General features: G+C 60.3%; 9 protein-coding genes. 6 read left to right on the top strand and 3 right to left on the bottom strand.

Annotated features, from left to right (window positions below; all coding sequences use genetic code 11):
• Positions 1–47: 47 nt before the first annotated feature.
• Positions 48–935, top strand: coding sequence for a PQQ-binding-like beta-propeller repeat protein (locus IAE77_RS17915; RefSeq protein WP_294229349.1), 888 nt, complete (start codon positions 48–50; stop codon positions 933–935).
• 157 nt (positions 936–1,092) lie between these two features.
• Here the strand turns inward: IAE77_RS17915 and proS are convergent, their stop codons facing one another.
• Genes proS through IAE77_RS17930 form a run of 3 tightly spaced genes read right to left on the bottom strand, consistent with a single transcriptional unit; the run spans position 1,093 to position 3,104 of the window.
• A complete protein-coding gene (gene proS / locus IAE77_RS17920) occupies positions 1,093–2,607 on the bottom strand; it encodes a proline--tRNA ligase (RefSeq protein ID WP_294229351.1) in 1,515 nt (504 codons plus the stop codon).
• A gap of 39 nt (positions 2,608–2,646) precedes the next feature.
• A complete protein-coding gene (locus tag IAE77_RS17925; RefSeq protein WP_294229354.1) occupies positions 2,647–2,904 on the bottom strand; it encodes a hypothetical protein in 258 nt (85 codons plus the stop codon).
• Entirely contained in the window at positions 2,901–3,104 is a 204-nt protein-coding gene (locus IAE77_RS17930) for a hypothetical protein (protein WP_294229356.1), read from the bottom strand. Before IAE77_RS17930 ends, IAE77_RS17925 begins: the two co-directional genes overlap by 4 nt.
• A gap of 115 nt (positions 3,105–3,219) precedes the next feature.
• On the opposite strand from IAE77_RS17930, the gene IAE77_RS17935 reads away from it, so the two are divergent.
• The 5 genes from IAE77_RS17935 (at position 3,220) to IAE77_RS17955 (ending at position 12,017) form a co-directional block, all read left to right on the top strand.
• Positions 3,220–4,392, top strand: coding sequence for a PQQ-dependent sugar dehydrogenase (locus tag IAE77_RS17935; RefSeq protein ID WP_294229359.1), 1,173 nt, complete (start codon positions 3,220–3,222; stop codon positions 4,390–4,392).
• Positions 4,393–4,463: 71 nt separating this feature from the next.
• The gene (locus IAE77_RS17940; protein WP_294229360.1) at positions 4,464–5,198 is read left to right on the top strand and encodes a sigma-70 family RNA polymerase sigma factor; all 735 of its coding nucleotides are present in this window, start codon (positions 4,464–4,466) and stop codon (positions 5,196–5,198) included.
• A 150-nt stretch (positions 5,199–5,348) separates the two neighbouring features.
• A complete protein-coding gene (locus IAE77_RS17945; protein WP_294229363.1) occupies positions 5,349–9,722 on the top strand; it encodes a bifunctional serine/threonine-protein kinase/formylglycine-generating enzyme family protein in 4,374 nt (1,457 codons plus the stop codon).
• A gap of 42 nt (positions 9,723–9,764) precedes the next feature.
• Positions 9,765–10,943 (top strand): hypothetical protein, encoded by a 1,179-nt coding sequence (locus IAE77_RS17950; protein WP_294229366.1) that lies wholly within the window; start codon positions 9,765–9,767, stop codon positions 10,941–10,943.
• A 48-nt stretch (positions 10,944–10,991) separates the two neighbouring features.
• Positions 10,992–12,017, top strand: a complete 1,026-nt coding sequence (locus IAE77_RS17955; protein ID WP_294229368.1) for an SUMF1/EgtB/PvdO family nonheme iron enzyme — start codon at positions 10,992–10,994, stop codon at positions 12,015–12,017.
• Positions 12,018–12,099: the final 82 nt, after the last annotated feature.

The raw sequence follows: 12,099 nt of genomic DNA on the forward strand, positions 1-12,099 counted from the left end.
TGATGCAAACGGGACGTGGCGGGCGTTGAAGGCAGCCTGTCTCCATCATGATCCGTCTTTTCGCCTTCCTTGCCGTTCTCGCGTCGTCCCTGCATGCCGCTCATCCGTTCCTCTGCTGCGACTATGGCGGCGGAAAGGTGTGCGTGGTCTCCGATGAAGGCAAAATCGAGTGGCAGTGGGACTGCAAAAGTCCGCAGGACTGTTGGAAGCTGCCGAATGGGAACTACCTCTTCTGCTTTGTCAGCGGTGCGCTGGAGGTGACGCCGGACAAGAAGGTCGTCTGGGAATACAAGGCACCGACTGACGTGAAGGTCGAGGTGCATGCCTGCCAACCGCTGCCAGACGGCAACGTGATGATCGTGGAATGCGGCACGAGCCGGATCATTGAAGTCGATCGCGCGGGGAAGATCGCCAAGGAGGTCAAATTGACCGCCTCGCCAACCGTGAAGCTGCACAACCAGTTCCGCGGCACGCGAAAGCTCGCCAACGGTCACTACCTCGTCTGCTTCAAGGGCGATGGCAGAATCGTGGAGCTCGATGGCGCTGGCAAAGTGCTGCGCGAAATCAAAGTGCCGGGCGATCCGCATGAAGTCGTGCCCCTGCCAGATGGCCATCTGCTCGTCACCTGCGGCGACGGCCATCAGGTGCTCGAATTCGATGCGCAGGAGAAGATCGTGTGGGAGCTGAAGGAAAACGACCTGCCGGGCAACACGCTGCGCCTCATGGCCGGCTGCCAGCGCCTGCCGAACGGCAATACTGTCTTCTGCGTCTATCTCGGCCACGGCCACCTCGGTGAGCAGCCACAGGTCATCGAGGTCACGCGTGACAAGAAAGTCGTCTGGCAGGTCGCCGACCACACCCAGTTCAAGACGATCAATCAGATCATGCTCCTGGACGTGCCCGGCGACGTGACGAAGGGCGAGATTCTCAGGTAGGATACGCTCAGAGCCAGTTCAAGGCATCCGTGTGCGCTTGCGTTTTGGAGTGCTCCAGTCCTCTGGAGCTTTCCGAGGAGCCGTGGACGCACCAAAGCGCCGGAGGACCGGCGCACTCCAGGACGCTGGCGCGACTTTCTTCAGCTTATGAGCCGCCTCAATAACTCCGCGCAAACACCACGCGGCGCGAGCTCGGCTTGCCGGTGAGGAAGCATTTCCCCACTTCGGCATACTGGTCGCCCAGCGGGATGCAGCGGATGGTGATCTTGTTCTCCTTCGCGATGGCTTCTTCTTCCTCCGTGCTGCCGGCCCAGTGCATGAGGGCGAACCCACCAGGGCCATCGTCGGCGAAGAAAGCTTTGAACTCCTCCAGCGTGTCGAGCTTCTTCATGTTCGAGTCACGCAGCGCGGTCGCCCGGGCGAGCAGCGAATCCTGGACCTCCTGCAGGCGTTCGGTGACGGTCTGGATGAAGTCCTCCTTCGGGATGAATTCCTTGTCCTTCGGCGTCTTGTCGCGGCGCACCACGGCCACGCTGCGGCTGGCGATGTCGCGCGGCCCCATCTCGAGGCGGAGCGGCACCCCCTTCTTGATCCACTCCCAGTTCTTCTGGCCGCCGGGCAGGTCGCGCTTGTCCACATGCACACGAATCGGCTCGCCGGCAAAGTTCTGCGTGCGCAGGGTCGCGGCCAGCGCCTCGCAGGCGTCGATGATCTCTTTGCGCGTCTCAGGTTTCGGCGTGACCGGCAGAATGACGATCTGGTTCGGAGCGACGCGAGGAGGCAGAATCACACCGTCGTCATCGCCGTGCGCCATGATCAGCGTGCCGATCATGCGGGTGCTGACGCCCCAGCTCGTCGTATGGACGAGCTGCTTGGTGTTGTCGCGGCCCAGGAACTGGATGTTCGCGGCTTTGGCGAAGTTTTGGCCGAGGTAGTGCGACGTGCCGGCCTGGATGGCTTTGCGATCCTGCACCATCGCCTCGACGGTCAAAGTGCGCACGGCACCGGGAAAGCGCTCGCGCTCGGTCTTCTCGCCAGGAATCACCGGCAGGGCCAGGTGATCACGCATGAACTCCTCATACACGCGGTGCATCAGTTCCGTCTCGGCAATCGCCTCCTCGGCCGTTTCGTGCGCGGTATGGCCTTCCTGCCAGAGGAACTCCGCCGTGCGCAGGAACAGACGCGGGCGCATCTCCCAGCGCATCACATTGGCCCATTGGTTGATCAGCAGCGGCAGATCGCGGTAGCTTTCCACCCAGCGGGCGAAGGCGGCACCGATGATCGTCTCGGAGGTCGGGCGAATGACGAAAGGCTCGGCCAGTTCGCCGGTCGGAATCATCTTCGTCGTGCCATCCGGCTGTTTCTGCGCTTCGAGGCGGTGATGCGTGACCACGGCGCACTCGGTGGCAAAGCCTTCGGCATGCTGCGCTTCTTTTTCGAGGTAGCTCAGCGGGATCAGCAGCGGGAAATAGGCGTTCACATGGCCGGTGGCCTTGAACTTCGCGTCGAGCTGGCGCTGGATGTTTTCCCAGAGGCCATAGCCCCACGGCTTGATCACCATGCAGCCGCGGACTTCGGAGTTTTCAGCGAGATCAGCGGCGCGGACGACCTGCTGATACCATTCAGGAAAGTCTTTCTCGCGCGTGGGAGTGATGGCGGTGGCGTTGCTCATGGTTTTCGGGGGCGCAGAGTAGAGGCAAACAGGACATGGTCAACGGTCAGCGATCTTGACGCTGATGATCTTCAGGTCCCGGTCGGCAAAGTCATCCCAGAAGGCGATGGCGAACTTGCCAAACACATTCACATCAATCCGGCGTCCCGTGGGATCGCGCTCCTCGTAATCCGCGTAGTTGCCAGGGAAGGCGGCGATCTCCTCAAACCTCCGCATCAGCCGCAGCCTCTCGACTTTTTTCAACGAGTCGAGAAAGACGATCACCTCCTGCGCCACGAGCAGACGGTAGTCGCTCATGCGTCATCGTTGGCGTAGCGCTTTTTGAGGTCATCCAGCGTGAACCAGTGCCCGGGAGTGTTGTTGTCCAGGACGCGTGCCATCTCCTCGGCGAAACTCGGTTCCGATTCGTCGCGCAGGGTCGTCAGGAAGGCCGCCAGACGGCGGCGTTCCCGCCCGTCGAGCTTGCGGGCTTCGTCCATGAGGTTTTCCAGGCTCATGGCGGGATTTTAGAGTCTCCATCGTCCATCGCAAACTCTTCCTCCGCCTTCGGAGCTCGAAAAATGAGCATTGCCCTGCAAGACGCGTCCGGCTTACGCTTTCTAACTCACTCCTATGCGCCCGCTCCTCTGCCTCGCCTTCTTCGCCTCCGCCGCGTTCGCGGCCGACACCCACAAATTGACCCGCGTTTACGAAAAGATCACCACCGAGCGGCCCATCGCCGTGGTGATCCCGGATGATGGCAGTGGCCGCGAGTTCCTGGCTCTCCAGCGCGGGCAGATTCTCATCCTGCCGAAGGACGAACAAGGCACGGAGGCGAAGACCTTCCTCGATCTCTCCCCTCGTGGCATGGAAGCGAAGGACGGCCTCTTTGAAGAAGGACTCAACGGCCTCGCCTTCCACCCGAAGTTCAAGGACAACGGCCTTTTCTACCTCTGCTACACGATGCAGAAGCCGAAGCGCCTCGTGGTCACTGAGATGAAGGCGGACGGCGACAAAGCCGACGAGAAATCCGAGCGCGTGCTCATCGAAGTCCCGCTGGTGAACTGGAACCACCACGGCGGCAACATCGTCTTCGGTCCCGACGGCTTCCTCTACATCGGCGTCGGCGACAACTCGAAGCGCAACGGCGAACTCAAGATGTCCCAACTCAACGCCACGCTCTACGGCAAGATCCTGCGCATCGACGTCAACAGCCGCGAGTACAGCAACGCCTACGGCATCCCCGCCGACAATCCGTATGCCAGCGGCGTGAACGCCCTCCCCCAAATCTACGCCAACGGCATCCGCAACCCCTGGGGCCTGAGCTTTGACGCCAAAGGCCGCCTCTGGTGCGCCGATGTGGGCCAGGACATCTATGAGGAGATCAACTGGATCACCAATGGCGGCAACTACGGCTGGCAGTATCGCGAAGGCCCGAACCCCTTCCCCCTCAACACGGAAACACCGCCCGAGGGCCTCAAGCTCATCGAACCCATCCACTCCTACACCCACGCCGACGGGCTCAGCATCACCGGCGGCATCGTTCACACCGGCAAGACCTTGCCGGAACTGAAGGACGCCTACGTCTATGGCGACTTCGTGCTCGGCAAGATCTGGGCGCTGAAGACCGACGACGCCGGCAAGGTCCTCTCCAACGACCTCCTCTACACCAGTCCTCAGACGCCAGCCGACAATCCCAAAAAGAAGCCCACGGTGCTCGTCAAGCCCACCGCCTTCTGCGCCAATGCCGCCGGCGAACTCCTCGTGCTCGACTGGAACGGGGCCATTTACAAACTGGGCAAGTAGCCGCGCTTCACGCGCCCCAGGTTTCCCTTTTCAAATCATCCCGCCTCTATGGCATAGCCGGACCGCCTGCCATGCCTGTCATCACCCGTCCTCACACCTCCTTCCTCACCACGCGATGGACGCATGTGCACGCGGCCAAGTCCGACTCGGACGAAGGCCGCAAGGCGCTAGCAGACCTTTGCGATGCCTACTATGAGCCAGTGGTGACCTTCCTCCGTTTTGAGTTTCAGGACGCCGACAAGGCGCGGGAATTCGCGCACTCCTTTTTCGCCAACGTGCTTTCTGGAGGTGCCTTCGATACGGCAGATCAGGAGCGAGGGCGGTTTCGCTCCTACTTGCTCGGTGCGGTGAAGCACTTCCTTTCACACCAGCGGGAGAGAGGCCAGAGCGTGAAACGAGGAGGCGATGCGGAGATTTTCTCCATGGATGAGACGGCCTCCGCAGCCCATGCGATTCCCGACGCGACGCAGCTTTCGGCGGATGCGGCGGATGCGGCGTATGACCGCCAGTGGGCGCTCACGGTGCTGGCCCATGCCATGGACCGACTGCGCGATGAATGCGCGGCTCAGAAAAAGACGGCGCTGTTTGACCAGATCAAACCCTGGCTCACGGGTGATGCCGGGCATGGGGATCAGGCCGCTTTGGCGGAGGAATGCGGAATGGGAGTTTCCGCTTTGAAAATGACCATCCAGCGACTTCGGCAACGGTTCCGCGAGCATTTGCTGGAGGAGATCAGCGGCACGCTGGATGACCCGTCCATGGCCCAGGAGGAGATGAGGTCGCTAATCGCCGCGCTGGCTGCCTGACAAAAAGTTTGTGACCGTTCTGAGATTCCTCGTCAGGATAGGGGCATGAGCGATTCTTCCGGCCCGCCGCTTTCATGCCCGCAATGCGGAGCTGCCTTGCCCGCCGAAGCGACGGCGGGGCTTTGTCCGCGCTGCTTGATGTCCCAGGCCATGCGCCCGCCGCCAGAAGAGCCTGCGAAATCGAAAAAGGCCGCCGTGCCGCTGCCGGAGGACTTGGGTCCGCATTTCCCGAATTACGAAATCCTGCGCATCCTGGGCCGGGGTGGCATGGGAGCGGTCTATCTGGCCCGGCAGACCTCGCTGAACCGCCTCGTCGCCATCAAAATCCTGCCTGCGGAGCTGGATGACGGGGAAAACAATTTTACTCAGCGCTTCAAAAACGAGGCGCAGGCCATGGCGCAGCTCAGCCATCCGGGTATCGTGGCGGTGTATGACTTCGGCCAGACGACGAGCGGCCTGCTTTTCATCGTGATGGAATACATCGACGGCACGGATGTGGCGCTGATGGTCACACGCCAGGGCCGCCTGCCCAGCGCGCATGCCATGGCGATCACCGCCCACGTCTGTGATGCGCTGGCCTATGCGCACGGCAAAGGCATCATCCACCGCGACATCAAGCCCTCCAACATCATGATCGGCAACGATGGCGTGGTGAAGGTGGCGGACTTCGGCCTGGCAAAGATGAGCCAGGCAGCCAGCAGCGGCCTCACGCAGAGCGGCATGGTCATGGGCACCCTGCACTTCATGGCCCCGGAGGCGCTGATGCTCGGGTCGGAGGTCGATCAGCGGGCGGACATCTATGCGGTGGGCGTCATGCTTTACCAGATGCTCACCGGGAAGCTGCCGCAGGGCCTCTTTGAGATGCCTTCCCTCCAGGTGAAGGGCCTCGACCCCCGCTACGACCAGATCGTCGCCAAAGCCCTGCGTGAGGATCGCGATCTGCGCTACCCGGATGCGAACGCGATGCGCCACGACCTCGACGCCATCCTCACCCAGCCCGTGGTGAAGGCGGAGGCGGCACCGCCCGCCGCTCCTGCCGCCGCTTTGCCACCTGCGGTGCAGCGTGTCATGCACCGCCCACCGCCCCGGCAGATGCCGCAGACTCCGTCGCCTCGTCGGAGCGGATTTGGAGTGTGGGCGGCTGTGGTCATCGTGGGTGGATTGGCGGCGTGGTATTTCTTGGGACAAACGAAGCCGCAAACAGTAGCGACGGTGAAGTCATCCGAGACACCGAGTGCTCCAGCAACTGCCAAAGCGGAGACATCGCCCGCGCCAGTTGCTCCTGCGGCAAGCCCTCAAGTTGCTCCCAAGGACGCGCCCTTCGTGAACTCCCTCGGCATGAAATTCGTCCCCGTGCCAATTACTGGAGGGCCGACGAATGGGCGGCGTGTTTTGTTTAGTGTGTGGGTCACTCGTGTGCGTGATTTCGAGGCGTTCGCCAAGGCCGTGTCATTGCCTGTCCCGGTGAATCGTAAATCCTTGGAAGCCGGGCCTGACGGGAAGCTCAGTTGGGATGTGCGAGGCCGCTATTGGCAGAGCCCGGGGTTTCCACAGACGCCAGATCACCCGGTGGTGACGGTCAGTTGGGAGGAGGCGAATGCTTTTTGCGATTGGCTTACGCAAAAAGAGCGGGGTGAGAAAACCCTCCCAGCCAACCACCGCTACCGCCTGCCGAGTGACCACGAATGGAGCTGCGCTGCAGGCATCGGCGAATTGGAGAATCCAGTGGCAGAGCCTGCTGCCAAACACAAGAAAGTGGCAGATATCTTTTCTTGGGGAACCGCATGGCCGCCTCCGCCCGGCTCGGGCAATTTCGCTGGCATTGAGACTTCTGAAAAGCTGGGAGACACCACCTTTCTCACCGATTACCGGGACAACTATCCGTGGACCTCGCCAGTAGATGCCTTTGCTCCCGGAAAATTTGGCCTGCACGACATGTCTGGCAATGTCAGCCAGTGGTGCGCTGACTTGTTCACTGCTGGTAAAGGCCTCCGTGTGCTGCGTGGTGCCGCCTGGGATTACGACAAATCGGATAACCTATTTCTATCTGCCAGGGCTTCCCTCAATCCAGGCGCATGGACCACCATGGGCTTTCGCGTGGTGTTGGCGGAGGACGATCCTGCTGTCAGCCAACCTGTGCTCCCGACCCCAAAGCCGGCTTCAATGATCGGCGCCTCCACTGCCACCAAGGAAAAACCCTTTGAGAACTCCCTCGGCATGAAATTCGTCCCAGTGCCCATCACGGGCGGGCCGACGGATGGGCAGCGGGTGCTATTTAGCATCTGGGAAACACGGGTGAAGGACTACGAGGTGTTTGCCCGTGAGACCCGATGTGACTGGCCGGAACCACCATACCCGCTCGAACCAACCTTTCCTGCGGTCAACATGTCTTGGGATGAAGCCCGGGCGTATTGCGTGTGGCTGACAGAGCGCGAACGTAAAGCGGGCTGGCTGAGAAGCGACGAAAGCTACCGCCTGCCAAGCGATCACGAATGGAGCTGCGCGGTCGGTATAGGAGAGCTAGAGGATGCGTTCAAGCCAGCAGCAGACAAACATCTCAAAATTTCTGACATCTACCCTTGGGGGACTGGCTATCCTCCTCCGCTTAGTGCTGGCAATTACAATGGTGAGGAGGCTGCGCGCCGGACATTCTCAACATCCTTCAGACCTTTGAAAGGCTACCACGATGATTACCCTGGCATGGCCCCGGTAGGCACGTTCACTGCCAATAAATTTGGACTCTATGATCTGGGAGGAAACGCATGGGAGCTTTGTGATGAGGAGAATGGCAAGGATGCCGGGCGCATCATTCGCGGCGCGTGTTTCTTGAACAGTCCTGCAAACGAACTCCTGTCGTCGATGCGTGGAGCACCTCCCACAACCACCCTCGACAAAGACACTCGCGCCAAAGACAAAGGCTTCCGTGTGGTGCTCACGACAGCCCGGCGAGATGCCGCCCCTGCCGCTGCTACACCGAAGCCCAGGGTCCTGACTTCGCCCGCCCCCGCCACTGATCCCTCCACCAACACCCTCGGCATGAAATTCGCCCCGCTGCCAGGCACGAAAGTCTCCATGTGCATCCACGAGACATGCCGGGCAGACTACGCCGCCTTTGCATCCGCAGTTCCTTCAGCCAGCCCGGCTTGGAAAAGCATGGCCGCTGCCGACAACCACCCCGTCACGAATGTGAGCTGGGAGGAGGCCACTGCCTTCTGTGCCTGGCTCAGCAAGAAAGAAAACCGCCGCTACCGCCTGCCTACGGACCGGGAGTGGAGCATCGCGGTGGGCATCGCCGCGCAGGAATCTGCCTCCGCGCCTCCCTTCAAACTCAATGGAGCCGTCGCGGGTGTGTACCCCTGGAGCAAGGCGAAGATCGCCACCGTCAAAGCGGGCAACTATGCCGGTGCGGGTGATGTGTATGAGCAAACCGCGCCCGTGATGAGCTTCCCGGCCAATGAACTCGGCCTCTTCGATCTCGGCGGCAACGTGTGGGAATACTGTGCCGATCTCTTCAGCCCCGCCGCCGCCACCCGCGTGCTCCGCGGAGCCTCCTGGATGGACTCCGACCCCGCCGCCCTGCTTTCCTCCTGCCGCGATCCCATTGATCCCACCGCCCGCAGCCCTTTTGTGGGCTTCCGCGTCGTGCTGGAGGGAGCTGTCATCCACCCAGCCAGTTCGCTGGTGCCTTCATCATCTGCCAGCACCCCATCGCCTGCTGCACCTGTTCCTTCCAGTGTGCAGCGTCAGCCCGCCACGAAGAGCGCTCCTTTTATCAACAGCCTCGGCATGAAATTCGTTTCTGTGCCGATCACCGGAGGGCCGACGGACAAGAACCCGTTGCTGTTCAGCATCTGGCCCACCCGCTCAAAAGACTATCAGGCGTTCATTACTGATACTCGGCGCAACTGGGCTGCGCCCAACTTCCAGCAAACGCCAGAGCATCCTGCCGTCCTCGTCAGTTGGGAGGATGCCCGTGCGTTCTGCGACTGGCTGACAGCGCGTGAGCGCAAATCAGGCATCCTAAAGGCAGGCCAGGTCTATCGCCTGCCCACTGACCACGAGTGGAGTTGCGGCGTTGGCATTGGCGACAAGGAAGATGCCAGCAAACCGCCCATGGAAAAGAGCGGCAAAATCAGCCGGGAGTTTCCCTGGGGAAAACGGTGGCCGCCGCCTGACAACGCCGGAAACTACACCGACCGCACCGCTGAAAAGTGGCAGCAGCAGAACAAGGGCAGCCTCTTCAAAGACTTCATCACCAGCCTTGAGGACGGATATGTGCAAACTTCACCAGTAGGCTCCTTCCCCGCGAACACCTTTGGACTCTACGACATGGGTGGCAACGTCTGGAACTGGTGTGAAGACATTTATTTCCCCGGTCGGACAGAGCGGACGATGCGCGGAGCCGCTTGGTTTGCCTGGGATGAAATCAGCCTGCTTTCCTCCAACCGCATCGGGCGCAGCCCCACCGCCTTTTACGACACAGTCGGCTTCCGCTGTGTGCTCGACGAAACCGCCTCTCCTTGAAAACAGCATCCATGAGCATACCCAACCAACCCGTCCAAACCCATGAAACCCACATTCCACCACCTCACCGCCATTGTCACCTGGCTATGCTTTGCAGTCATTAGCTGCCATGCCGAGCTGCGCACCTTCACCAGCAGCGCAGGCACCACGCTGAAAGGTGAACTCGTCTCCGTCGTGGGCGATTCCGTCACGATCAAAAAGGAAGATGGCACTCCACTCATGCTCAAACTCGCTGCATTCAGCCGCGTGGATCAAGCATGGCTTCAGTCCCAGACGGCCCCTGCCCCTGCATCCACAAGTGCGGCTGCAACATCTGCCTTATCAGAATCCGCTATCATATCGAAAGCCGCACCACCGCTGCCATACGCGGACATGGTTCAAGAGATCCGCTGGAAAGGAGAGCCTGTAAAATTGGAGCATCGTGGGTCTCTCCCTGCAAAAATCATGCCGCTCGACAAAATCTTCAAAGAGGAGAAGACAAACTACCAACTAGACGTGCGAGCACTCGCCTTTCACCCGGATGGAAGGATCTGCTTCGCGCACGGCACGGGTTCTGGCGCGATGATGGGGCTGAGGTTTTGGGATGCCCCAGGCAAGATCAGCCGGTTTGTGACACTCACACATGCCTCGGAATCAGGGGATCAAGCCAAGCGGGAAGCTGATCAGGCAAAAGGGCTTTTTGGGGTTTTCACAGGCAGCGTGGCCTTTGACAAAGAAGGTGGTTGTTATTTATCGCCATCCAGTGGGTCAAGAAGCGCGATTCATCGTGTCTTAACAGCAGATCCCGTTGCTATGGAGAAGTGGAGGCCAGTCAACGTTGCCGCATCACTGCAAATTCCGTTTTTTGATGATGGTCATCTATATGTCCGAATCGGGGATCATGTGGACCGCGTAATGCTGGAAAAAGCGGATAACTGGAAAAACGGCGTGGAAGAGTGGTTCCGAGTTAAGGGCGCCGATATTCGCCTCACAGACGCACTGCTGCTAACACCCTCACGAATGCTTGTTTGCGTCAGTATTCGCCGGCCGGACGTTCCCGCAAACTCGCGTGACATTCAGGTGTTTCACACCCTGCTTGTCGATTTTGAGCAGAAAGCCTGCTGGCTGCTGCCGGGGAATGAAGTCGGCCCCATGGCATTATCATGGGACGGCAAACGAGTCGTCCGCTACCACAAGCTGAGCTACACGCTCGTGGAGATCAGTTTGGAAACTGAAAAATAAAGCGCCCTCCCACGAACCCCGGCCACGCGCCAGAATTAGAACCAAATCATGAAGCCGCTTGCACTTACTCTCATCACCACTTTATCCATCCTTGTTCCCGCCTACGCCGAATTCCGCACCTTCACCAGCAGCGCCGGAACCACGCTGAAAGGCGAACTCGTCTCGGTCGTCGGCGACACCGTCACTCTCAAAAAAGAGGACGGCACGCCGCTCACGCTCAAGCTGTCCGCCTTCAGCCGCGTGGATCAGGCCTGGCTGCAAACGCAGGCCAAAGCTGCGCCTGCTGCGGCAAGCGCCACCGATCCATCCAAGGCCACGAAGGAAGCGCCCTTTGTGAACAGCCTCGGCATGAAGTTCGTGCCAGTGCCGGGAACGAATGTGCTGTTTTGCATCCATGAGACTCGCCGCAAGGACTACGCGGCTTACGCTAGCGCCAGCAGCGGCGTGGACACAGCCTGGAAGAATCAAAAGATGCTTGGCAAGAATGTCAGCGAGAAGGACAACGATCCGGTCGTCGGCGTGAGCTGGGAGGATGCCAAAGCCTTCTGTGCCTGGCTGACCAAAAAAGACAGCCACACGGCTCGGCTGCCCACGGATCGGGAGTGGAGCTTTGCTGTTGGCATCGGCGAGCGCGAACAGGCGGGAGCCTCGCCGGGCAGTCTGCACGCCAAAATTGCGGATGCTTACCCTTGGGGCTCCTGGCCGCTCCAGCCAGGGGCTGGCAACTACTACGACAAAACCAGCGTTCCCATCCTGCGCCCGAAGAAGACGGACGGAGCGGCGAACATGCCGGGTTATTTGGACGGCTTTGGCTATGATGATGGATACCCGCTCACGGCACCGGTCATGAGCTTTCAGCCCAACAACCTCGGCATCTATGACCTCGGAGGGAACGTTTGGGAACTTTGCGAAGACTTGTACAGCCCAGCGGAAACGGACATCACCTATCGCGGCAGCTCCTACGGTTTCGACGGGATGACAAACATGCTTTCTTCCGCCCGTGTTCATCAACCTAGAACGGAACGTCTGCCACACGCTGGTTTCCGCGTCGTGCTGGAACTGCCGAAGCCTTGAGGCACGGCAAAAACAGCGTGCTGAAAGTGGCCCGCCTTGACCACCGCTTGACGTTCTTGACCATTTCTTGACCGCCTCTTCT

It is taken from the genome of Prosthecobacter sp. (assembly GCF_014879935.1).
Taxonomy (GTDB): Bacteria; Verrucomicrobiota; Verrucomicrobiia; order Verrucomicrobiales; family Verrucomicrobiaceae; genus Prosthecobacter.

Excerpts from the sequence above, each read along its gene's own strand:
- proS (WP_294229351.1), bottom strand. The coding sequence starts at position 2,607 with ATGAGCAACGCCACCGCCATCACTCCCACGCGCGAGAAAGACTTTCCT.
- IAE77_RS17945 (WP_294229363.1), top strand. The coding sequence starts at position 5,349 with ATGCGCCCGCCGCCAGAAGAGCCTGCGAAATCGAAAAAGGCCGCCGTG.
- IAE77_RS17950 (WP_294229366.1), top strand. The coding sequence starts at position 9,765 with ATGAAACCCACATTCCACCACCTCACCGCCATTGTCACCTGGCTATGC.
- IAE77_RS17935 (WP_294229359.1), top strand. The coding sequence starts at position 3,220 with ATGCGCCCGCTCCTCTGCCTCGCCTTCTTCGCCTCCGCCGCGTTCGCG.
- IAE77_RS17915 (WP_294229349.1), top strand. The coding sequence starts at position 48 with ATGATCCGTCTTTTCGCCTTCCTTGCCGTTCTCGCGTCGTCCCTGCAT.
- IAE77_RS17925 (WP_294229354.1), bottom strand. The coding sequence starts at position 2,904 with ATGAGCGACTACCGTCTGCTCGTGGCGCAGGAGGTGATCGTCTTTCTC.
- IAE77_RS17940 (WP_294229360.1), top strand. The coding sequence starts at position 4,464 with ATGCCTGTCATCACCCGTCCTCACACCTCCTTCCTCACCACGCGATGG.
- IAE77_RS17955 (WP_294229368.1), top strand. The coding sequence starts at position 10,992 with ATGAAGCCGCTTGCACTTACTCTCATCACCACTTTATCCATCCTTGTT.
- IAE77_RS17930 (WP_294229356.1), bottom strand. The coding sequence starts at position 3,104 with ATGAGCCTGGAAAACCTCATGGACGAAGCCCGCAAGCTCGACGGGCGG.